Below are 22,787 nucleotides of genomic sequence, written 5' to 3'. Positions count from 1 at the left end.
GTTGGGCGGAGAGGAAGAAGGAAAGATTCACAGGGAGGCGAGGATGCGGGGAGACGAGAGATGGGGATCCTATCTCTCTCTTCCCCGTCTCCCTGTGTACGCTCTTGCTCTGCCTCCCGTGCTGTCGAGTGAAGGCCGTCCGCATCGAAGGGGCCGCCTTCACTTCATAGCCTGCTGGGCCGCTGAATGGACGCGCGTCGTCCCGCATCGAACGGGCGGGAGACGAACCCCATGATGACGCGAGGGATGTGGCGGAGCGTTGTGCGGCTGTCGATCGTGACGGCGCTGTCGTCCGTGGCACTGGCGTGCGATGACGCGCCGAGCGGCGACGGATCAGGGCGAGCCGGTACCGGGGGCGCTGGCGCTGGTGTGGCTGAGAGCGCGGCAAGCTCCAGCGGCGAAGGCGGCGGCGGCGCTGACGGTAGCGGCGGAGTCGGCGGCGAAGGCGGCGACGCTGGCGGTAGCGGCGGAGTTGGCGGCGACGCTGGCGGTAGCGGCGGAGTTGGCGGCGACGCTGGCGGTAGCGGCGGCGAAGGCGGCGGTGGCGCTGGCGGTAGCGGCGGCGCTGGCGGTAGCGGCGGAGCCGGCGGCGCTGGCGGTAGCGGCGGAGCCGGCGGTAGCGGCGGAGCCGGCGGCAGTCAGGCGTGCGTTCCCTTCAGCACGATCGCCTGCTACACAGGCCCTGGCGGGACCGCCGGGGTCGGCCAATGCGCAGAGGGGGTCGCCACCTGCGCGGCCGACGGCGCAGGATTCGGCCCGTGCACGGGCGAGGTTACCCCGGCGACGGAGGCCTGCACAACACCGGTCGACGAGAACTGCGACGGCGCGGCCCCGCCCTGCGCCGGAGGGGAGCACGTCTGGAGCAGGCACTTCGGCTTCCAGCCGCAGAGCCGGGCCGTGGACGTCGTCATGCACCCGTCGGGGTACACCCTGTTCGTCGGTTCGCTGCATCGCGGCGTCAGAAACATCGGAACCGGAAGCTCGACAGCGCGGGGGCTCCGCTCTGGAGCAGGCGCCTCGGCGGCGAGGGGGACCAGCGCGCGACGAGCGTCGCGTGCAACGCGGCCGGCGACGTGCTCCTGGCAGGGCGCTTCGAGGGGGAAATGGAGCTCGACGGCGTCTCGGTGGTGAGCGCCGGCGGCGCGGACGCCTTCGTGGCGAGCCTCGGCGCGGCGGGCGAGCCGATCTGGATCGAAGGGTTCGGCGACACCGGGCACGACGAGGCCAGCGACGTGACCGTCGACAGCGCGCAGCGGACGGTCGTGACCGGCTCCTTCGAAGGCACGGTGGACTTCGGCGGCGGTCCGCTGGTGAGCGCCGGCGGCGCGGATGCCTTCGTGGCGCAGCTCGACGCGGCCGGGCTTCACCGCTACAGCTTCCGGCTCGGCGACGAGGGCGAGCAGGCCGGCCGCAGCCTCTCGGCGGGTCCGTCCGGCACCGTGGCGCTCGGTGGTGTCTTTCAAGGATCGATCGCGCTCGGTGCTCGGGTGCTGACGAGCGCCGGTGGTACGGAACTCTTCTGGGCGAAGCTCGACGCCGACGGCAATCCGCTCCTCGGCGGGCGCGCAGGCGACGGAGGCGACCAGCACCACGTGGCGGTCGCCAGCGCGGCGTCCGGGGCCATCACCCTGGCGGGATCCTACCAGGGCGAGATCGCGTTCGGCAGCGAGGTCCTCATGGGCGCCGGGGAAACCGCGTATACCGCCGAGCTGGGGGACTCCGGATCGTTCGAGTCCACCTGGCATTACGACGCGATGGGCGCGCAGCACGGCCACGACATCACCGTCGATCGGAGCGGCAACGTGTTCGCGCTCGGCGCCTTCGAAAAGAAAGCGCAGATCGGCGGCGACGTGCCGATCGTGAAATCGAGCGGGGGCAGCAACAGGCTCCTGGTCAAGCTCGATCCTTCGGGCGAGCCCGTGTGGCACAAGGTGCTCGCGGACCATGGCATCTACCTCGGGTCGAACGCTGCCATCGCGGTGGACGCGCTCGGGAACGTGTTCCTGACCGGGAATCGGAGCGAGGACAACATGGTCCTGGTGAAGCTCGATGCCGCGGGCACTTGGCGCTGGGAGCTGTCCTTCGCGAGTCCCCACGACATCACGGCGCTCGACGTGCTGGCGGATCCCGCCGGGGACATCGTCCTCCTGGGCAGCACGGAGGCGACGGAGCTCGACTTCGGAGGCGGTCCTTTCTGGGTCGGCGGTACGGTGGGCTCCGCGTCGCATTTCGTGCTCAAGATGACGGGCGACCACGAGCTGCTCTGGGCCAGGGGGGTCGACGACGACACCCCTTCCCGCGATGCCAGGGTCGGGGTCGACGCGGCCGGCAACGTGGTCGTGACGTGGATCGAGGTCATTCGGGAGCCAGTTCTCATCGAGCCGGACTTTGACTATGGCGACAGCGATCTCGTCGTGACGAAGCTCGACCCGGCGGGCAACGAGCTCTGGAACTGGAGCGTCGGCGCCGGCCCCGAAGATTACGGCTATATCCGCCCCCAGCTCGCCGCCGTGGATGATGTGGGCAACGTGTTCATCCACGCGGGGGTGATCGGCCGGTGCGATTTCGGCGGAGGTCCGGTCTCTGACACCCACGTGCTGGTCAAGCTCGACGCCGACGGCCAGCTCCTCTGGGACACCTCGCTCCCGTCAGAATGGCTGACCGCAATGGCGCCGGTCGGAGACGGCGGGCTGCTCCTCGCCGGCTGGGAATGGGGCATGGGCGATGTCCTCAGGGTGGTCGAGCTCGACGGCGTGGGCTCGGAACGCTGGAGCAAGGGCGACATGGAGTACGTCGTAGGCGAGTTCGAGCGGCCGATGATCAACGCCATGGCCTGGGACGGCGCGGGGAGCATCGTGATGACGGGCGAATTCGCGCACAAGCTCGATCTCGGTGGCAGCGCTCTGTACGGGACAGGGGAAGAGACGATGTTCGTCGCGAAGCTCGCGCGATAGCGGCAGCGGCTTACGAGCGGCGCGACATCGATGGCGAAATAACCGCCATGAGGCCGGTCGGGCGCGGGCGTGTTGTCGCGGGCCGGACGTCGAGCCCGCCGCTCGCGTGGACTCGCTGCCGGAGCCTTGCCGCTTGCCAGCGCCCGCGGGCTGTGCGGAGATCGCCCGCGCGCGGCGATGCGATGGGCATCGCCGCCTCCCCGCAACGAAACAGACAGGAGATCTGGATGAAAATCCGCGTGCTCGTACTCCCCCTCCTCATGTTCACGAGCGCCGCTTCGGCCGGCGCCCCGCCGCCGAACTTCTCGCAGCAGGTCTATCTGTGCAACAGCCATCTGCAAGCGAAGGTCGATATCACCTTCGGCCAGACGACCAGCACCGCGACCGTCCAGTCCCAGTCCGGGCAGGTCAAGGACAATCCGTTCGTGCCAGGCGTCGAGAGCGGCATGGAGTACTCCGTGTTCGTCGCCTCCTCGATCAAGCCCAGCTCGACCGCGTCCTGGTCGGCGGTGAGCGCGCAGCAGGACGGCCTGGTCGGCACGCCGCAGGCCCCTGTCGCCATCGGCAACAGCACGTTCGTGAGTTCGTCATCGTGCCAGATCAAGGGCACGGTGATCCTTTCGACCGGTTGCCCCAGTGCCAGCGGAATGACCCAGGACTACAAGACCATCGAGCGTACCTGGGTCGGCTGCGGCCTGTGATCGCAGGGCCTTGGAGAGGAAGATCCATGAAACTGTACTTCAGCCGAAACTTGAATCCACGAGTCGCCGTCGCCGTGGCGCGCCACCTCGATGCACCTGTGGAATACGTCCACGCGGCTCCTCTCGACCCGTCACAGCGGGAGAAGTTTCGAGCGCTGAACCCGAACCTGCGCGTGCCCATCCTGGTCGAGGGGGACCAGTCGCTCTGGGAGACAGACGCGATCGCGTGCCGCCTTTCGCAGCTCACGGGCTCGGATTTCTGGCGCACGGGCACCGCGCAACCGGAGATGATCCGCTGGTTGAGCTGGGGCACGCACAACTTCGTCGCCGCGTGCGACAAGGTCCATTTCGAGCGGGTGACGAAGCAGCGCTACGGGCTCGGTCCCATCCGCGACGACCTCGTGGCGGAGGGGCTTTCGGGGTTTGCCGAGGCGGCGACGCTGCTCGAGCAGGTCCTGAGCGGCAGGGACTGGCTCGTCGGGAGCGCGGCTTCGTATGCAGACTTTCGCGTGGCGTCGGTGCTTCCGTTCGCGGATCTCGCCGGCCTGCCGCTTTCGGACTACCCGCGCGTCGCGGCCTGGCACGCGCGCCTGTGGCAGCTCGACGCCTGGCGCGATCCGTTCGCGGGGCTCGATGCCCCGGAGCTCCCGGAGGTTCCGCGCTTCGATGCCGCCGGTCGGCGCGGGTGAGCAGGTCAGCCGTAGGCGACCAGCCATCGCCATGGGCGCGACCCCTCGCCGCTCTCGCCGGGGTCGACGCCGTCGCTGGATGATGTCTCGAGCGCCGAACGAGCTCCCCGACACGAGCTCATCGTGTCTTCGCGACCACGGCGAGGAGGGTGTCGAGATCGATCGGCTTCTTGAGCAGCGCACACACGTCCAGGGTGGCTGCTCTGGCTTCCAGTGAGTCGACGCCCGACAGGATCGCCACCGGGATGTCCGCCAGCGCGGGCTCCCGTCGCTTGAGCGCGAGAAACTCCCAGCCGTTGATCTCCGGCATCATGAGATCGAGCAGGATGATGCTCGGGCGGAGGCCGCGGCGGAGCAGATCCAGCGCCACCGCGCCGTTCTCCGCGCAGACGACCTCGTAGCCGCATGCCTGCAAGAGCTCTTCCACGACGGAGCGAAACCCGCCGTCGTCATCGACGATCATGACACCGTCGTGATGATCATCCTGCGGGCTCATCGGGACCTCCAGCCGGCAGAGACACCTCGGTCGGCAGAGCGTGGCAGCGCCGGCGCAGGGGGAGCTCCACGATGAAGGCAGCCCCCGCGCCGAGCTCGCTCTCGACCCGGATCGAGCCATCATGGGCGTTCACGATCCGGCGGCTGATGTACAGCCCCAGGCCGAGGCCGCCGTAGTGCTGCGCCGAGACGCCTCGCTCGAAGCGTTCGAAGATGTACGGCGCGCAGCTCGCATCGATCCCGATGCCGCGATCGGCGACGACCAGCCTGGCCACCTCGCCCTCGGCCGCGACGCTGATCTCGATCGGCTTGCCCCTCCCATACTTGATGGCGTTCAGCACCAGGTTCGTCACCACCTGCTCCAGACGGGCCCTGTCCCACATGCCCACCACGGGGGCGTCCGCCCGCCAACTCACCGCACTTCCTGCCTGCTTCAGCTCCACGTCGAAGTGCTCCACGACCTCCTGCGAAAGCGCCCGGAGATCGACGTCTCCCAGCTTCAGATCGAGCTTGTCTGCCTGGATCCGAGCCACGTCGAGCAGATCCTCGATGAGCCTGACGAGCCGCTGGCACTGCCGCTCGGCCATCCTGGCCAGCTTCGTCGCGCCGGCGGGGAGCGTCGTCGCCTCGCGCATCAAGCCTTGCACGGCGAGCTTCAGGCCCGCGATGGGGGTATAGAGCTCATGTGAGGCGATCGACAGGAAGTCGTCGCGCATCCGCACCGCTGCTTCGGCGGCGGTCCGAGCCCTCTGCTCGTGCTCCAGGACCAGGGCGCGCTCCGCCTCGATCTTCTTCCGCTCCGTGATGTCCGTGGAGATGCCGCCCACCGCGTACGGGACGCCGGCGACGTCGCGCAGAGGGAACTTGATGGTGAGATAGGTGTGCACGCCGTCGTCCTCGGGCATCACCTCTTCGTCTTTCAGCGCCGTCCCGGCGAGGAGCGCCCGCCGGTCGAAAGCGCGAAGCGCCTCGGCGTGCTCCCGAGAGAACACGTCATCGTCGCTCTTGCCCACGATGGCCTCGCGAGCGACGCCGAACAGCTCCTCGAAGCGGCGGTTGACGAGGAGGTAGCGCCCCTCGATGTCCTTGACGGCGACGATGGCCGTCGAGCTGTCGATGATGGCGCGCAGGAGCTCCTGGCTCGTGCGCAACGCCTCCTCCGCGCACCTGCACTCCTCCGCGACCTTCCGCAGCGCCGCCTCCGTCCGCTCGTGCTCGGCGATCTTCTGCCTGAGCTGGGCGTTGGCATGGCGCAGGTCGGCGGTGCGCTCGGCGACCTGCTGCTCCAGCCGCTCTTTTGCCCGGGCCTCTTCTGTCAGGCGAGCATCGAGGGCGAAGATGGATTTCAAGTCCATCTCGATCACGTCGCGACACTGCTGCATGAGCGCCTGGTAGGCCTTGCTGTAATGGTTCGCGCGGTCATCCAGCACGCAGATGGTTCCGAAGATATCCCCCGTGGGCCAGGTGATCGGGAAGCCGAGATAGGATATCAACCCGAGCTCGATGTCCGGATTCGACTTCCACTGCTCGTCTTTCAGGGCGTCAGGGATCAGCAGCGGCGTTCGGGTCTTCATCACGCTCTCGCAGTAGAGCCCGGAGCCGAGGCGCGCTCGTTCGTTGGGCGCGAAGGGGTTCCCCTTCGACTCGCTGGAGACGCAGACGACCATCTCCGGCGGCTCGATCCTCATGATCAGAGCGGCCGGGACGCGCAGGATCTCCGCGAGGAGATCGGTCATCTCCTGCCACTTGCGAGCGATGTCCGTCGGGATGTCGGTCGCGACCGTGCTCGACTGGGCTCTTCGGCCGCTCCCCGGCGGAGGGCTCTTCGTCCCGAGATCGTCCGTACGTTGCTCCGGCGGGCAGCCCGAGGCGGCCTTATGCGGCCCGAGGCCCGCGCGCTCAGCGCGCTCCGCGGGCTCGCCCGGCCCCGGGTGGCGGGCGTGCTCGACAACGAGCGCGCCTGGCTCCGTTTGATCGTCGGGTCCGGTACGCATGCTCCCCCACGATGAGGAATCGTGCGAAGGGCCATCAGGTTGTCAAGCAATCCACAATGACGCTCACCGACCCCCCAGCGATCCGGCAACGTACGCGCCCCGGACCTGGTGACGTCACGCTGGCCGGCCCGTCGCCGCTCGGGCGAGCGCGGCGGCTCCCGGGTCTCCGGACGGTGAAAATGGGGCGAAGCCGGCGGATCGCCTCCTGGGCCTCGGCGAACAGCCGGGCGCTGTCGAGCGCGACAAGGAGCATCGTCGGGTGCTGGGCGCACCACGGACTCTACGTGTAGCACAACAGCTCATGCCGGCGCCCAGGCTGTCCCGCTTGACGCCTGTAAGAGGCCACGCAGATCCGTGGAGCGCAGCGCGAACTCGGGTCGCCCTGCGCTGAGCCGCCCTCCCAGGTGCGCAGATTGCGTCTTCCACTGGCCGCAGATCCCTGTAGCATTGTCCATGTGCGGGCAGTTCGGGGGCATGGCCGCAGTGGACGGGCACGCTGGGATCTGGGCAGACCAGCTACGACGGCAGTAGCCGAGCTACCCTTCGGTCGGCTCGACAACAGAGAGGTTCACTCCTCTTGCAAACTCTGCGTTCGAAGGTTGTGCAACGAACCCAACAACAAGGGATGAGCGTGATGTCTGCGAGACTGCTGCATGGACCTCCCCCCTCGGCGTCACGCCGATGGGGTCGAGTCTTTCTGATGGCCAATACCGTTGCTTTTTCGTTCCTTGGTTGCGTCTATGACAGCGAACAGCCCTGTGGACCTGGCCAGACCATCAGGGCCGAGTCGGAGTACCTGGAGGTCTGCGTCTGCGCCGAGGGTCATGCTGCGACGACGGCGGGCTGCGTGCGCTGTGGCGAGAACGAAGAGGTCGGGCCAAGCGGCTGTGTCTGCGAAGCCGGATACGGCCGCGCTGACGCCACGGCGTCCTGCACGGCATGTGGCGAGAATGAGGTGACCGGAGCGACAGGGGCGTGCGAATGCGCCGCCGGGTTCAGCAGGGCGTCCGCCGAGGCGCCATGCACGGCGACCCCGGCCGGCCTGGCTGCGGCATGCGACACCGCGACGATGCCTTGCCCCGAAGCCACGTACAACACCTGTCACGCCGTCTCGGGGACCAGCGGCTACTGCACCAGCCAGGGATGCGAGGGCTCTGCCGACTGCGCGGATGGATACATGTGCGACCTCACGGTCACCCCATCCTACTGTCGCCGACCGCCGATCGGTGCGGGGAAGCCCTGCACCAGCGACGCGGATTGCGCAGGAACCGAGGCCACGTACTGCAATATCCATCTGACGCAGAAGTGTCAGGTCCAAGGCTGCACGCTCTCGCCGAACAATTGCTTCACCGGCACCGTGTGCTGCGACTTGACCGCCTATGGAGTCGAGCAATATCAGTGCGTCGCGGAAGGGAGCTGCGCCAATTGAGAACGCGATCCGTTGCACTCCGCGGCGTGCCCATTCACCTTGCCTTCGCCGTATCCTCCGCGCTGTTGCTCGGGTCGTCGTTCGCGGCGGCACAAGCAGCTCCGGCGCCTGCGGAGGCCACGGGGCCAGCGGCCCCCTCCGGACCAGCGCCGTCACCGGACGCCTCGGGCGCCGTTGGATCTCCGGAGCCAGCGTCTCCGGCGCAACCTGCCGCGAGCGCGCAGCCGGGCGGGGCAAAGACACCTTCGCCGGCGGCCAGCCCGGCTTCGAGCGCCGCGGCGCCTCGACCAGAGGCAGGGGCTACCGGCCCGGTCGACGCGGGCGCCGCGCCGGGAGCCGGCGGAGAATCGGTCGCTCAAGCGTTGGCCGGCGAGGTAGTCGCGGAGGAGCTCACCTCCGAAGAGACCAAGATCAGCGTCTACGGCTTCGCTGATTTCACCTTCGCCACGCTGCTCAGCGACGAGAAGACATCCGGGGCCTCGAGCGGAGTGGGCCCGAACCCGACGTTCTACATCGGCAATCTCAACGTCTACCTCGACTCGAACCTGGGCAAGAAGTTCCGCTCCTTGATCGAGCTCCGATTCACTTACCTGCCCGACGGGGCAGTCGTGACCGACCCGGCGACGTTCCAGAGCACCCGTATCAGCGCTGCCTTCCCAGACTACACCGACTTCTCTCGGGCGAAGAAGGTGGGCGGAGTGATCATCGAGCGCGCATGGCTTGAATACGCTGCCCATCCTCTCTTCAACGTCCGGCTCGGACAGTGGCTTACCCCGTATGGGATCTGGAACGTGGACCACGGGACACCTGTCATCCTGAGCGTCACGCGACCCTATGTCGTTGGCTCCGAGTGGCTGCCCCAGCGACAAACCGGCATCGAAGCGCATGGAAGTCATGGCATCAATGATACGCAGGTAGGGTACCACCTTACGTTGTCGAATGGCCGCGGCCCGGTCGATAGCTACATGGATCTGGACAAGAACAAGGCAGTTGGCTGGCGTCTCTGGCTACGGCAAGACACTCCGTTCGGCAACTTCGCCGTCGGCACATCGGGCTACAAGGGCCGCTACACCGACGCCGAGCAGGTCACGACGCTGGAGAACGGCACGCCTGCTACCAGCTTCCCGATCACCTCGAGCTACGACGAGCTCGGCCTGGCCGCAGATCTCAAGTACACCTGGGGCGGATTCTTGTTCCAGACCGAGTACATCATGCATGATGTACGCTACGACGACGACCACCGGCCTGCTGGCTTTGCCCCGGGGACATGGACCCCTGACAACCGTGCCTGGGGCGTTTACTTTCAAACCGGTTATCGATTGCCCTGGTACGGCATCATGCCCTGGTTCGGCTTCGAATACGACCGCCTGGGCAAATCCAGCTTCGTGTACGAGGCGTGCGATATCGTCGGCGGCTTGAACATACGCCCCACGGAGAACGTCGTGCTGAAGCTCGTCGGTGTGCATGTATGGATGCCCTACATGAAAGAGAAGAGCTTCGATTTCGATCAGTTCGTCACGCAGGCCGCGTGGAGTTTCTAGCATGATCGCTCGAAGAACCCTCTTGACGTCGTGCGCATGGGTGTTCGCGGCGGTGGTCACGGCAGCGCCGGAGGAGACGTACGGCGCGGGAGACCTGGGACCTCTGGCGATCGTCGTCTCGAAGAGCTTCCCCGCGGAAGGGATCTCGTTTGGAGATCTGAAGCGCGCGTACATGGGCAGCCAGGTCATGGTGAACGGGAAGCTGCTGGTGCCCGTCACCTATCCCAGGGTCGCTCCAGAGCGCATCGCTTTCGACCAGGCGGTCCTCAGCATGTCACCCGAGGAGGTTGGTCTCTACTGGATCGATCGCAAGATTCGTGGCCAACCCGGTCCGCCGAAGGGCGTGTCGAACGCGGCTACAGTCGTCTGGATCGTGGGCAGGGTGGACGGAGCCATCGGGTTCGTTCGCGCATCTGCAGCGGGGAATGACGTCAAGGTGCTTCGCGTCGACGGCAAGCTGCCCCGCGATCCGGGGTATCGTCTCTAGAGCGGCGGTCACCCGCTTCGGATACGGGCCCATCTCGACGTTTTCGGTGCTCAGCGCACCGGAGTGCGCTTCCGCGCCGAAAACGCCGATCTGGACCCGTCTCCTGTGCGGGTGACCGCCGCTCTGCGACGCTCGTACCCGGGGGCGGGTGGGAGCCGTTCTAGTGCATCGATTTCATCGATCCAGCGCGATGAAGCCGCCGACGAGGAAGCGCGGCGTGATCGGCTCCTCCAGCCACGGCCATGCGAGCACCAGGCCGGCCAACGGCTGGACCTGAACCCGCCTCCCGCGTCAGCCCGCGCGAGCGCCCCGCCCCGGAAGCCCTACCTCGACAATCTGGCTCTCGGGCTCCTCCGCGTCGCCCGGCTCCACGGCCGCCGCCTCGCCGGCCCCGCTCTCGGCCTCGCCCATGTGCCCCGCCTCCTCGGGCGGCTCCTCCCACGGCCGCGTGACCTGCGCGGGTCGCACCAGCGGCACCCACGGCCTCGGCCCCGCCGCCGCCATGCGCCCCTCCTCGGCCGCGATCTCCATCAGGCTCTCGCGGCTGATGCTCACCAGCTCGAGGCGCACCGCCTCCGGCATCGATCCCACCCGCGCGGGCTCCGGCATCTCCGCCCCGATCGCCGCCGCGGCCCCCTCCCCCGCCGACGCCGCGCCGAGCCGGATCTCGGGCGCCGACGGCCACGCCCCGCCGAGCTCTCGCCCGATGGCGTCGAGGCTCTCGCGCCCGAGCGTCGCCTCGCCGATGCGGATGTCCGGCAGCGACCCGGCCGGCCCCGCCGGCGCCCCGGGGGACGCCGGCGCCTCGCGCAGCGCCACCGGGCGCGCCAGCGACCGCGGCGGCCCCCCGTTGGCGAGGAGGGCCAGCCCCGCGACCGCGCTCCGCTTGCGGGCCGGCGGCGACGGCGGCGGCGGGCGCCTCGAGGCCGGGGCCGGCGCCTCGCACACGACCGCGGCCCCGCAGATGGCCGACGGCACCTCGCGCACCTCGGCGACCGGCCGGCGCGTTGAGGCAGGCACCGCCTCCCCCCGCGGCCGCGACCGGGTGCGCCGCGGCGCGCTCCGGATCGGCTGCGGCGCCGCCAGGGTCCCCTCGTCGATGGCACGCAGGCCGCGCTCGATCGCTGGCACCACGTCCCGCCGGTCCGCCCACGTGGGCATCACCACGCAGAGGATCGCCTCGGCGGCCACGCCGAAGTACACGTCGACGGGCGCCGCGCCCCCGTACGGCACCAGATCCTCGCGCCGCAGCTCGACGCACCCGAGCCGCCCTCGCTCCCCGAGGCTCAGCGCCGCGTCGACGATCTGGGTGCGGCCCTCCCTGGGCATGTCGCGCGGCACGCGTTTGGTGATGACCCGCCCCCGCCGGGTGATCACGAACGCGAAGTCCGCCCCCGCAGCCACGTAGGTTCGGTCCGAGATCACATCGAGATCCACCACGCTCCCATCCTACCCGATCCAGGGCGTCCCCGTCTCGAGATCATGCCTTTCCGCGCCTCGCAGCCCCCTCCCGCCGCGGCGGAGGTGATGTGTTGTGCGAGATACCGACAGAGCCCCTGTTTTTCTACAGCCCTGTTATCAACCCAGCCCGCGCACCGCTCGCCCCCCGCGTCCCGCTCCGCGCGCTTCGCCGCCTTCCCCCGCCGCCGCCTCTCACCGCGCTCACCGCGCTCACCGCGCTCACCGCGCTCACCGCGCTCACCGCGCTCACCGCGCTCACCGCGCTCACCGCGCTCACCGCACGACTTGCAGCATCCCCATCATGCCCGCGTCGGCGTGATCGAGGATGTGGCAGTGGAACATCCACATGCCAGGCCGGTTGTCGTAACGCACCGCGAAGCGCGCCGCGCCGTCCACAGGCACGTTCACCGTGTCCTTCCACGCGAGCGGCCTCACCGGCTGGCCATCGGCGCCAAGCACCTGGAAGAAGAAGCCGTGCAGGTGGAACGGGTGATCGAACTCCATCGTGTTCTCGATGATCCACACCGCGGTCTCGCCCACCGCCGCCACGAGCGGCTCCGCCTCCCAGGAGGGCACGCCGTTGATGCCCATCACGAGGTCGCCCGGGCCCTCCTCCCGCGTCAGCTGCAGATCGACGCGCCTCGCCGCCGCCGTGTCGAGCGCCTCGATGCCCCGCGCGATCGCGGGGAGCGGATCGTCCTCGGCCAGGGGCTCGTCCGCGAGGCGCAGCCGGAACGCCTCGACCTCGGGCCTCCCGAAGGTCGTGCCGTAGCCCCGATCGTAGGGCACCCAGCGCACCGAGAGCGTCGCGCCCGGCGCCCCGCCACCGTGGCACGCAGCAGCGGGCCGGGGAGCCCGCCGTTGTAGGTCCACGTCGGCGTCCTCTTGCCGGCCACGATCTCCACGTCCTCGACGCGCGCCGTCAGATCGACCTCGAGCACCCCCGGGCTCGCGTCGAGATCGCGCGCCGGTCGCAGCGCCACCGCGCTGTCCCACCCCTTGGGCTGCGACGGAGGCTCGCCCGCACACCCGATCGAGGAGACGACGAGCCAGAAGCTCACGAAAGGACCAGCCGAACGCCCGCACAGCATATCGCGGGGACGGATCCTACCACCGATCGGCGAAGAACCCGCGTGGTTTCGCGGGCTTCGCGGGCCCGCCGCACGTCAGCTCCAGGTCAGCTCACCCGAGGCGCGGCCTCCGGCGGGTCGTCGATGGCGGGCGCCGGCGCCTCTTCGCGGCGCAGGTGGCTCTCGCCGCGGCGCGCGGCGAACGCCGCGGCGAACACCTCGTCGACCTCCGGGCGCTCGGGCGCATCGTACAGGAACCACGCGCCCTGCACGCGCTCCGGCGTCACGTCGAGGATCGCGTACCCGCGGCGCCACAGGTCGGCGTACTTGACGTGCGGGTTCGCGAGGACCAGCGGCTCGGCCGCCCGGGCCTGCTCCTCGGTGAGCCACGGGGAGGTGATCCCCGGCACCGCGATCTCGACCGCCAGCGCGCCCCGGCCCGTCGCGGCGTCGTAGCGCGCCGGATCGAGCGGCGCCGGCGCGAGATCGATCGCCCACGACGCGTGGGTGTCGCCGCTGAGCACGACGACGTCGCGCACGCGCTCCTCGTCGAGGAGCTCGAAGAAGCGCTGGCGCGCCGCCGGATACCCGTCCCACGCGTCCGTGTTCAGGTCCTGCGGGATCTGGCCCATCAGCACCTGTTGGCCGATGACCTTCCACGCCGCCGTCGAGCCCGCGAGCTCCGCGCGCAGCCACGCCTCCTGATCGCGCCCGAGGATCGTCCGCGCCGGCGCCTCGATCTCCCCGCGGTCGCTCGGGTCGGCCTGCCGGTCGCGCCCCCAGGAGCGCGTGTCGAGCAGGAAGAGGTCGACGAGATCGCCGTAGCGCAGCGCGCGCCAGATCCGGCCGGCGCCGCGCCGCTCCTCGCCGCGCTCGCGGATCGGCATCCACTCCGCGTAGACGCGCTGCGCGACCGCCCTGCGCTCCTCCCACGAGCCCTCGGCAGGCCACGCGTGGTTCCCCGCGCCGCCCTTCCAGGTGTTGTTCGCCAGCTCATGGTCGTCCCAGACCGTGATGAACGGGTGCTGCTGGTGCGCCGCCTGGAGGTCCCTGTCGCGCCGGTACTGGGCATAACGCGCGCGGTAGTCGGCGAGCGTCACGATCTCGTGCGCGGGCTCGTAATGCCGCGCGCTCCCGTACTGGCCGGCGCCGAATTCGTAGATGTAATCGCCGAGGTGGATCACCGCGTCGAGGTCGAGGCGCGCGGCGATGTGCCGGTACCCGTGGAACAGCCCGTGCGCATAGCTCGAGCACGACGCGACGGCGAAGCGCAGCCGCCCGGCGCGGCCGCGCGGCGCCGTCCTCGTGCGCCCGACGGGCGACGATCCGCCGAGGGCGATGAACCGGTAATAATAGGTCTTCCCTGGGTCGAGCCCGCCGGCGTCGACCTTGACCGTGTGATCGCGCTCCTCGTCCGTCAGGAGGGCCCCCGAGCCCACGATCCGCGTGAAGCCAGCGTCGAGCGCGATCTGCCATGTCACCGCCACCGCGCCCGCCTTCCCCGGCGTCACGCGCGTCCAGAGGATGACGGCATCGGGCAGCGGATCGCCGCTCGCCACGCCGTGCTGGAATACCGTCTTCGACAGCTCGCTGGCCGGCGACGGAGCGTCCCCCGACGCCGGCAAAGGCGCGTCGCCGTCCGGCGCGGCGCCCCAGCCGCCCGACAATCCGGGGAGCGCAGCGAGGCTGAACATGGATACGCTGCAAAGGATGCTTCGCCGGGCCATCGACATGATCTCTCCCCTTGTCGACCGCGTGCGGTGAGCTGCGTATGACGCACCCACCGCCGCCCCGGCAAGCGGAAACGAGCGCTGTAACGCGCCCGTCGCGCCGCGCTCTCAGCGATGTTTGTTTCGGGCGTCCCGGCGCCGACTCAGGTGTTGCGACCGACCACGTCGAGCAACGCGACGAGATCGACAGGCTTCTTCAGGATGTCGACCGATCCGAGCTCCGTGGCCCGCGGCGCCGCCCCCGCTGTCAGCACGACCACGGGGACGTCGGAGATCGCGGGCGTGCGCAGCTGCTCTGCGCGGAACGCGTATCCGTCCATCCCCGGCATCATCAGATCGAGCACGATGAGCGCCGGCGTCGGCGCCTCGCGGAGCCTGGCCAGCGCGTCCTCGCCGTCCCCGGCCGTCATCACATCGTATCCCTCATCGCGCAGGACGGTCACGAGCGCATCGCAGACGCCTGGGTCGTCCTCGATGATGAAGATCGTCTTCCGTCGAGAGGGGCCCTGCTCGGCGAGCCTCCGCCCCATCGCGCCCGGAGGGCACGGCGGCGCGGCCGGCGGATCGCCCCGCTCCGCGCCGCCCCCCCTTCCGGGGGCGCACGGGACATCGACGCCGCCGCCCCTGCGCAATCCGCTCCGGACCATCAAGGGACCCATAAGGCGTGGAGCCGCGACGCGCAATTTGAATCGCGCCGCGCGCCGCGCGCCCTGCGCCATGCGTCATCCACGGCTGCAGGGCCTGCCAGCGGGCCGCTCATGCCGTTCTCGACGATGCCATGACGGGGCGCGCGGCGAGCTCATCGGGGTTGGCATGAAGCGCTCCGGCCATGTGATCACGGCGGTATGAGGGCTGCATGCGCGCTCGGCATGAACGTGGCCGTGATCTTCTATTCCCGCTATGGCGGCACGGCCGCGCTCGCGGCCGCCGTCGCGCAGGGCGCCAGGCAGGCCGGAGCGACCGTGCGGCTCCGGCGCGTCGCCGATCTGACGGCGATCGAGGACCGGTGGAGCGCGGCGAATGAGCGGATCCGTGCCGCGCGGGAACACCTCGCCTCCGTCCCGCTGGCGCGGCAAGACGACCTCTTCTGGGCGGACGGCATCGCCATCGGCTCGCCTGCGCGCTATGGCGCGATGTGCGCGGAGATCCGGCGCTTCCTCGACGGATCGAGGCAGCCCTCGGGAGATCTCGCCGGCAAGGTAGCCTCGGTGTTCTGCTCGCCGTCCGCGGTCGAGGGAGCGCAGCGCGCGACGCTCCAGGCGACGCTCGCCTCCCTCGCCGGCCATGGAGTCCTGCTCCAGGCCCCCGCCCGCGCGGAGATGGATCCGACGAGCAGGGCCGCGCAGCGCGACGGCCCGCCTCAGGCGATCGCGGATCACGCGCCGGCGGAGCTCGACCTCGCGCCGGCGCGCGCCCTCGGCCAGAGGCTCGCGCTGCTCGAGAGCCGGACTCGCGGGTAGGCGCGGAGAGCCGGCCGCGCCGTCGGCCTGTGCCGTTGGCCGCGCCGGCGTCGCTGGCCCTGGAGTCCCGGACAACCGCGCAGCAAATCAGCGAGCGCCGACCTCTTCTCCGGCACTCACGTAGAGCGCGTCCGCGTCGGGCTGTTACACCAGCGGCGATACCTCACTACCGGTCGTAACCGATGGATCGTCAGGCCGGGCCCGAGATGGGCCGCCGACGACCACCTCAGCCGTAGACAGGAGAGAGCTCAGCGAACCATGAGCGCACCGGCTCACCGCAAGCACTATCATCCTTCGCCTCGGCGCGAAGGCAGGGTCAGGTTTTCGAGGCACTCTCCGCGGACGACCGCGCAGCTGACGGCCGCGCGCGCCGCGCCCAGCCAGCCGGCCGGCGCGGAGCGGGTCCGCTTCTTCGTCCGGGTGGGCGCCTATTTCAAGGGCGAGTGGGCGCGCCTCGGGGCGCTCGCCGTGCTGGTCTGCGTCTCGATCGCGATCAGCCTGCTCCAGGTGTGGCCCGTCGCCGTGATCGTGGATCTCATCTCGACCGGCCCGCGCGCGGGGGACTTCGTCCATCGCATCCTGCTCGCGCCGCTCCCGGACAGCCTGCTCGGCCGCGTCCTCGGGCTCGCGGCGATCACGCTCGTCCTCCGCGTGGCGCAGGAGTTCGTGGGCATGGGCCGCGCCTTGCTCACGTTCCGCATCGGCTATGGCGGGCTCACGCGCGTGCGGCGCGACGTGTACCGGAAGCTCCAGGCGCTCCATATGGGCTATCACCGGGCGCAGCCGCAGGGGGACGCCCTCTACCGGCTCAACCAGGACGCCTCCGGGTTCCACGGCATCCTCAACGTGGCGGTCGCGGTGATGGGGAGCGCGCTGACGCTCGCCGTGATGATCTGCATCATGGCCTCGCGCAGCCTGGAGCTCACGCTGCTCGCGCTCGCGGTCGTCCCGCCGCTCCTCCTCACGAACGTCAGGTTCGGGCGCGTGCTGCACAAGAAATGCACCGAGGCGAAGGAGGTCGAGAGCGAGTTCGCGACGTCCGTCCAGCGCTCGATGGCGTCGATCGGCCTCGTCCAGGCGTTCGGCCGCGAGGCGGACGAGGAGGCGCGCTTCCACACGACGCTGCGCAACAGCGTGAAGGCGTGGCTCCGGCTCCACCACGACGAGCTCCGCCACACGCTCGCCATGGGCTCGATCCTCGGGCTCGGCGGCGCGCTGGTGCTCGGCTACGGCGGCTACCTCATCGTCCAGGCCCGGGCGGGCGGGGGCGAGGCCGGCATGACGCTCGGCGCGCTGACGGCGTTCCTCGGGTACCTGGGCATGCTCTACGACCCGCTCTGCAAGCTGACCGGCGCCGGCGCCGCGGTGCAGGGCGGCGTCGCGGGCGCGCAGCGCGTCTTCGAGGTGCTGGACCGCGACCAGGCGGTCGTCGACAGGCACGACGCGGCCACCCTCCCGCCCCAGCCGCGCGCGCTCTCGCTCGATGGCGTCGGGTTCGAGTACCGCCCGGGCCACCCGGTGCTGCGCGGGCTCGACGCGACCATCCGGCCGGGCGAGATGGTCGCGTTCGTGGGCTCGGTCGGCGCCGGCAAGACGACGCTGCTCGGCCTGCTGCCGCGCTTCCACAACCCGACCTGCGGCGCGCTGCGGCTCGACGGCATCGACACGCGCGCGGTCCGCGTGGCGGACCTGCGCCGGCACATCGCGCTCGTCCTCCAGGACAGCATCCTCCTGCCGGCGACGATCGCGGAGAACATCGCCTACGGTCGCCCCTCCGCGACCGACCCGGAGATCCGGAGGGCGGCCGAGATGGCGGGGGCGGCCGGCTTCATCGAGGCGCTGCCGGACGGCTACCTGACGGCGATCGCCGACGGCGGGCTCAACCTGTCGACCGGCCAGCGGCAGCGCATCGCGATCGCGCGCGCGCTGCTGACGGACGCGCCCATCCTGGTGATCGACGAGCCGACCGACGGGCTCGACGCCGAGCACGAGCGGACCATCGGCGAGGCGCTGCGGGCCCTGAAGGGGAAGCGGACGATCGTCCTGATGAGCCACCGCCTGAGCACGGTCGTCGACTGCGACCAGATCTTCGTGATGGAGCGCGGCCGCATCGTCGAGAACGGCGGGCACGGAGAGCTCCTGCGGCGGGGCGGCGTCTACACCAAGATGGCGCGCTGGCAGCACCTCCACACCGGCCACGCCGCCGCGGCGAAGAGCAGCCCGCGCCGCGTCCAGCCGGCGCCGTCGTCCGAAGCGTACCGCGGCGAGGACGGCAGCTGGGCCGATGGGCTGATGGGCTGAGCGAGACGTCGGGCGCCGTCCGCCGCCCCGAGGCGGCGAGGACGTGATAGAGCAGATGGGGCGCGCGCCGGCCGCGCCTTCGCCGGATCGCCATCGATGCTGCGGGCCACGAACATCGACAGCTTGAGCCGCGACACGTTCGACGTCCTCGTCCTCGGCGGCGGGATCAACGGCGCCGTCGCGGCCGCGGCCCTCGCCGCGCGGGGGGCGAAGGTCGCGCTGATCGATCGGGGCGACTTCGCCGGGTTCACCAGCCAGGAGTCGTCGAACCTCGCCTGGGGCGGCATCAAGTACATGGAGAGCTTCGAGTTTCCGCTCGTGCGGAAGCTCTGCACGTCGAGGAACCTCCTCCTCAGGAGCTACCCGTCGTCGGTGCAGGAGATCCGGTTCTACGCCGCGCACGAGCGGGGCTTCCGCCACGGGCTCTTCAAGCTCTTCCTCGGCACCTGGCTCTACTGGATCATCGGCAGCTTCTTCACGCGCATCCCCCGCCTGCTCTCCCGCCGGGCGATCGCGCGGGAGGAGCCGATCGTCAACCTGGACGGCTGCGACGGAGGATTCGAGTACTCCGACGCGTACCTGGTCGACAACGACGCGCGGTTCGTCTGGGGCTTCGTGCGCGCGGCGCTCGATCACGGCGCGCGGGCGGCCAACTACGTCGAGTCGCTCGGCGCGCGGCGCGAGGGGGGCGCGTGGGTCACGCGCGCCCGCGACGTCCTGTCGGGCAGGGAGCTCGCCGTCCGGTCGCGCGTGCTCGTCAACGCCTGCGGGCCGTTCGTGGACGCGCACAACGAGCTGACGGGCCAGCGGACGAGGCACCGCCACATCTTCTCGAAGGGCATCCACCTCATCGTGGATCGGCTCACCTCGAGCCGGCGGGTGCTCACGTTCTTCGCGGACGACGGCCGGCTGTTCTTCGTGATCCCGATGGGCTCGAGGACGTGCATCGGCACGACCGACACCCGCGTCGAGGGCCCGCGCGCGGCGGTGACGCCCGAAGATCGGCGCTTCGTGCTCTCCAACATCAACAAGCGCCTCAACCTGCCCCGCCCGCTGACCGAGGCCGACGTCATCGCGGAGCGCTGCGGGGTGCGCCCCCTGGCCGTCGAGGGCGGCGGGGACGGCGAGGACTGGCTGCAGCTCTCGCGCAAGCACGCCCTCGAGGTGGACGGGGCGCAGGCCCACGTGAGCATCTTCGGCGGCAAGCTCACCGATTGCATCAACGTGGGCGACGAGGTCTGCGCCGCCGTGCAGGGGCTCGGCGTCGCGCTGCCCCGCCCTGCGCAGCGCTGGTATGGCGAGCCCGGCGAGGCGCTTCGTAAAGAGTTCTTTCACAAGGCGCGCGCCCTCGATCTCGACGCGCTGACGCCGCCGCGCGCCTCGGAGACGCTCAGCACGCGGCTATGGCGCCGCTATGGCGCGCAGGCGCTCGGGCTGCTCGAGGACATCCAGAGCGATCCGCGGATGGCCGATCCGCTGTTCGAAGGGGCGGACGACCTGCGCTGCGAGGTCGCCCACGCCGCGAAGCACGAGATGATCGCGAAGCTCGATGATTTCCTGCGGCGGCGCACGAAGATCTCGCTCTTGCTCCGCCGCGAGGCGCTCGCGAGGTCGCCCGGCCTCCGCGAGGCGTGCAAGCTCCTCTTCGGGGACGAGGCCGACAGGCGGCTTTCGGAGTACTTCCACGAGCACGGCGCCGGCCGCCTCGCGGAGGGGAAGGCGCCCGCCGCGGGCGCTGCCGGTCAGGTAGCGCCGCGCCCCGGAGCCTGATCAGGGCCCCCGAGCCGCCCCAGCGCCGCCCTGGCGCGCGATCTCGATGGGCGGGCGCGCGCGCCCCGCCCGGCTCATCACGCCGGCGCGCCGCAGATGCGGTGGACGAGCTCGAGCAGCGGCTCGATCTGGAGCGGCTTCTTCAGCAGGCCCGCGACGCGCAGCCGCGACGCCTCCTGCTCGACCCGCACGTCGGCGGACACGATCACCACCGGGATCGACGCCAGCGCCGGGTCGCGCTGGAGCTCGGCGCGGAGCTGCCACCCATCCATGACCGGCATCATCAGATCGAGCAGGATCAGCGCGGGCGGCGCGTCCCGCCGCAGCAGCGCGAGCGCCTCGGCGCCGTCCGCCGCCTCCTCGACGTCGTACCCCTCGAACGCGAGGAGCTGCGTCAGAATGCTCCTGATATCCAGATCGTCCTCGACGACCAGGATGCGGCCAGTTTTCTCGATCATGACCGAACCTCACGACCGGACTGCGCCGCGCGGCGCGCTTCCTCTGCCGCCCCGCCGAGCAGCCCAGCTGCGGCCCTGACCGATCGAGTGTTCATGGGGCCGGTGACGCAACTTGAGCGAACGCCGCGGCCCTGGCAAGCGGTCGGTCCCGCGGAGCGGCCCCGCGGCGCGCCGGAGCACGGACGGCGCGCCGCCTGTCGGAGCCCGTCCGCCAAGGACGGCGGAGCGCCTACTGAGCGGCCTCCTCGGGAAGCTCATCGGAGGCCCCGCCCGAGGCGGCGTTGCGCTCCTCTCCTGCCCCCGCGCGATGGTCATGGACAGGCAAGAGCACGCGGAAACACGCGCCCTTGCCGACCTCGCTCTCCACGCCGATCTCGCCCCGGAAGCTCGTCACGATGCCGTGGCAGATCGCGAGCCCGAGCCCCGTCCCTTCCCCGATGGGCTTCGTCGTGAAGAACGGGTCGAAGATGCGGCTCCGCAGCTCCGGCGCGATCCCTGGCCCGGTGTCGCACACCTCGATGCACACGCGTCCGGGCGGCGCGGGGGCGGTGGAGATCCGGATCTCGTTCTCCGACACCTTCCCCTCCGGCAGCGCCTGGGCGGCGTTCACGAGCAGGTTCAGGAGCACCTGGCCGAGCTGCGCCTCGTTCGCGTGGACGGCCGGCACCGGGCGGAGCGCCAGGACGAGCCGCGCCTTGCTCTGTATCTGCTGCTGCGCCATCCGCAGGACCAGCTGGATCACCGGGTCGACGTCGACCGGGCCGAGCTCGCCGTCGTCGGCCCGCGAGAACGTCTTCAGGCCGCCCACGATGTGCCGCACCCGCGAGCCGCCCTCCGCGGCCTCGTCGAGCGCCGAGAGGAGCGCGTCGAGGCGCGCGCCGGCCCCCTTCGCGCGGAGCTCCTTGCGCGCGAAATCGACGTTCGCGACCATGTACGCGAGGGGGTTGTTGATCTCGTGCGCCACCCCGGCCGCGAGCGTGCCGAGCGAGGCCATGCGATCGGCGAGCTGGAGCCGCGTCTCCATCTGCCGGCGCTCCGTGACGTCGGACACGGCCCCGAGCATCCGGTACGCCCTGCCGGTCGCGTCGCGCAGCACGATGCCCCGATCGTGGACGTCGGCGTAGCTGCCGTCCGCGAGCAGGCACCGGTACCAGAGCTCGAACGTCCCCCCGTCCCCCTCCATCGCGCGCCGCAGCCCGTTCATCACGCGATCGCGATCCTCGGGGTGGACCCGCTCGAACCACCACACCGCGTCCTCCTCGATGTCGGCGCCGCCCGTGCCATAGAAGCTCCGCATGCGCTCGCTGCCGGTGACGCGCCCGGACGAGAGATCCCAGTCCCAGAAGGCGTCGCTCGTGGCGCGCACGACGAGCCGCATGCGCTCCTCGCTCGTCCGGAGCGCGTCCTCTGCGGCCTTGCGCGCCTTCATGTCGAAGGCGAAGCAGACGCCCCGATCGCGCGCCCCCTCGACCAGGGCAGGCGCGATGAGGACGGGCACGCGCCGCCCGTCGCGGGCCAGGAACTCCTTCTCGAACGGCGGACAGACGCCGTTCTTCAGGACCTCCGAGAGGGCGCGCTGGTCCGCGGCGCGGTGCTCTGGCGGCGTGATCGCCATCCAGTTGAGGCGCCCCGCCTCGACGTCCTCGCGCGTGTAGCCCACCATGCCGAGGAACGCGTCGTTCGCGTCGAGCACGCCCCCCGCCGCGTCCCACACGAGGAGGCCGATCACCTCCGCGGACGCGTCGCGGAAGGAGCGCGCGGCGCGCTCGAGCAGCGCGCGCTCCGCGGGCGCCCGGTCGGCCACGTGCGCCGACGGCCGCCGCACCCACCACACCGCCGCGTCGAGCTGGATGGCGATCGACGGCTCGAGCGCCGCCGCCACGACCGTCGCGCCCGCCTCGAGCAGCGCCGCGGTCGCGCCCGCGCTCCCGGTGACGGCGACCACGGCCACGCGATCGCCCCCGGGCGCCGCGCGCAGCCGCCGGCAGAGCGCGAGCGTGTCCTCGAGCGGCCCCTCGTCCGCCAGCACGGCCACGTCGAACGGCTGAGTCGCCAGGAGATCCAGCCCGGCCTCGACGTCCCGCGCCGGGACCGCGACATAGCCGCGCGCCGCGGCGAGCGCCTGCGCAGCGCCCGAGGGGCCGCCTGGGAAGATCAGGATCCTGGGTGCCTGTGGTCCCGCCACGCGCGCAACATCCCGCGCGCGGCGCGCAGACGCAATACCGGCGCAGCGGTCATCCACGTTCT

The 22,787-nt window shown here is 70.6% G+C and carries 17 protein-coding genes; 9 read left to right on the top strand and 8 right to left on the bottom strand.

Features of this window, described 5'->3' with window-relative positions:
• The first annotated feature begins 1,073 nt into the window (after positions 1 to 1,073).
• From WMF39_RS06565 to WMF39_RS06555, 3 genes are all read left to right on the top strand, one after another.
• On the top strand, positions 1,074 to 2,954 hold the full coding sequence (locus tag WMF39_RS06565; protein WP_437744686.1) for a hypothetical protein: 1,881 nt from the start codon (positions 1,074 to 1,076) through the stop codon (positions 2,952 to 2,954).
• Between the two features lie 227 nt (positions 2,955 to 3,181).
• Positions 3,182 to 3,655: a hypothetical protein gene (locus WMF39_RS06560; RefSeq protein WP_437744685.1), complete on the top strand. Its 474-nt coding sequence runs from the start codon at positions 3,182 to 3,184 to the stop codon at positions 3,653 to 3,655.
• A gap of 26 nt (positions 3,656 to 3,681) precedes the next feature.
• Positions 3,682 to 4,344: a glutathione S-transferase family protein gene (locus WMF39_RS06555; protein ID WP_437744684.1), complete on the top strand. Its 663-nt coding sequence runs from the start codon at positions 3,682 to 3,684 to the stop codon at positions 4,342 to 4,344.
• A 118-nt stretch (positions 4,345 to 4,462) separates the two neighbouring features.
• Here the strand turns inward: WMF39_RS06555 and WMF39_RS06550 are convergent, their stop codons facing one another.
• Both WMF39_RS06550 and WMF39_RS06545 read right to left on the bottom strand, forming a co-directional pair.
• Positions 4,463 to 4,840, bottom strand: coding sequence for a response regulator (locus WMF39_RS06550; protein WP_437744683.1), 378 nt, complete (start codon positions 4,838 to 4,840; stop codon positions 4,463 to 4,465).
• The gene (locus WMF39_RS06545; RefSeq protein ID WP_437744682.1) at positions 4,824 to 6,833 is read right to left on the bottom strand and encodes a sensor histidine kinase; all 2,010 of its coding nucleotides are present in this window, start codon (positions 6,831 to 6,833) and stop codon (positions 4,824 to 4,826) included. The genes WMF39_RS06550 and WMF39_RS06545 overlap by 17 nt, the downstream gene beginning before the upstream one ends.
• A 1,069-nt stretch (positions 6,834 to 7,902) precedes the next feature.
• Here WMF39_RS06545 and WMF39_RS06540 point away from each other — a divergent pair.
• From WMF39_RS06540 to WMF39_RS06530, 3 genes are read left to right on the top strand one after another with little or no spacing between them, the layout of a single operon-like run.
• A complete protein-coding gene (locus tag WMF39_RS06540; RefSeq protein ID WP_437744681.1) occupies positions 7,903 to 8,262 on the top strand; it encodes a hypothetical protein in 360 nt (119 codons plus the stop codon).
• A 26-nt stretch (positions 8,263 to 8,288) separates the two neighbouring features.
• Positions 8,289 to 9,803, top strand: a complete 1,515-nt coding sequence (locus tag WMF39_RS06535; RefSeq protein WP_437744680.1) for a hypothetical protein — start codon at positions 8,289 to 8,291, stop codon at positions 9,801 to 9,803.
• Between the two features lies 1 nt (position 9,804).
• Positions 9,805 to 10,290, top strand: a complete 486-nt coding sequence (locus WMF39_RS06530) for a hypothetical protein (RefSeq protein WP_437744679.1) — start codon at positions 9,805 to 9,807, stop codon at positions 10,288 to 10,290.
• A gap of 291 nt (positions 10,291 to 10,581) precedes the next feature.
• Here WMF39_RS06530 and WMF39_RS06525 read toward each other — a convergent pair whose 3' ends face one another.
• The 4 genes from WMF39_RS06525 to WMF39_RS06510 all read right to left on the bottom strand — a co-directional run bounded on the left by WMF39_RS06525 (position 10,582) and on the right by WMF39_RS06510 (position 15,198).
• Entirely contained in the window at positions 10,582 to 11,730 is a 1,149-nt protein-coding gene (locus tag WMF39_RS06525) for a hypothetical protein (protein WP_437744678.1), read from the bottom strand.
• A gap of 294 nt (positions 11,731 to 12,024) precedes the next feature.
• Positions 12,025 to 12,624: a multicopper oxidase domain-containing protein gene (locus WMF39_RS06520; protein ID WP_437744677.1), complete on the bottom strand. Its 600-nt coding sequence runs from the start codon at positions 12,622 to 12,624 to the stop codon at positions 12,025 to 12,027.
• Between the two features lie 304 nt (positions 12,625 to 12,928).
• On the bottom strand, positions 12,929 to 14,515 hold the full coding sequence (locus tag WMF39_RS06515) for an alkaline phosphatase D family protein (RefSeq protein ID WP_437744676.1): 1,587 nt from the start codon (positions 14,513 to 14,515) through the stop codon (positions 12,929 to 12,931).
• Positions 14,516 to 14,694: 179 nt separating this feature from the next.
• Positions 14,695 to 15,198, bottom strand: a complete 504-nt coding sequence (locus WMF39_RS06510) for a response regulator (RefSeq protein ID WP_437744675.1) — start codon at positions 15,196 to 15,198, stop codon at positions 14,695 to 14,697.
• A 198-nt stretch (positions 15,199 to 15,396) separates the two neighbouring features.
• Between WMF39_RS06510 and WMF39_RS06505 the strand changes: the two genes are divergently transcribed.
• From WMF39_RS06505 to WMF39_RS06495, 3 genes are all read left to right on the top strand, one after another.
• The gene (locus WMF39_RS06505; protein WP_437744674.1) at positions 15,397 to 16,011 is read left to right on the top strand and encodes an NAD(P)H-dependent oxidoreductase; all 615 of its coding nucleotides are present in this window, start codon (positions 15,397 to 15,399) and stop codon (positions 16,009 to 16,011) included.
• 258 nt (positions 16,012 to 16,269) lie between these two features.
• Entirely contained in the window at positions 16,270 to 18,312 is a 2,043-nt protein-coding gene (locus WMF39_RS06500) for an ABC transporter ATP-binding protein (protein WP_437744673.1), read from the top strand.
• 96 nt (positions 18,313 to 18,408) lie between these two features.
• Complete coding sequence (locus tag WMF39_RS06495) at positions 18,409 to 20,082, top strand: glycerol-3-phosphate dehydrogenase/oxidase (RefSeq protein ID WP_437744672.1); 1,674 nt, start codon at positions 18,409 to 18,411, stop codon at positions 20,080 to 20,082.
• 77 nt (positions 20,083 to 20,159) lie between these two features.
• On the opposite strand, the gene WMF39_RS06490 is transcribed toward WMF39_RS06495, so the two are convergent.
• On the bottom strand, positions 20,160 to 20,540 hold the full coding sequence (locus tag WMF39_RS06490; protein ID WP_437744671.1) for a response regulator: 381 nt from the start codon (positions 20,538 to 20,540) through the stop codon (positions 20,160 to 20,162).
• Between the two features lie 229 nt (positions 20,541 to 20,769).
• Complete coding sequence (locus tag WMF39_RS06485) at positions 20,770 to 22,725, bottom strand: ATP-binding protein (RefSeq protein WP_437744670.1); 1,956 nt, start codon at positions 22,723 to 22,725, stop codon at positions 20,770 to 20,772.
• Between the last annotated feature and the right edge of the window lie 62 nt (positions 22,726 to 22,787).

This window comes from Sorangium sp. So ce1504 (assembly GCF_051521635.1).
Lineage (GTDB): Bacteria > Myxococcota_A > Polyangia > Polyangiales > Polyangiaceae > Sorangium > Sorangium cellulosum_B.
The sequence above is the reverse complement of the archived record's forward strand: the minus strand, read 5'-3'. Positions and strand labels throughout refer to the sequence as shown.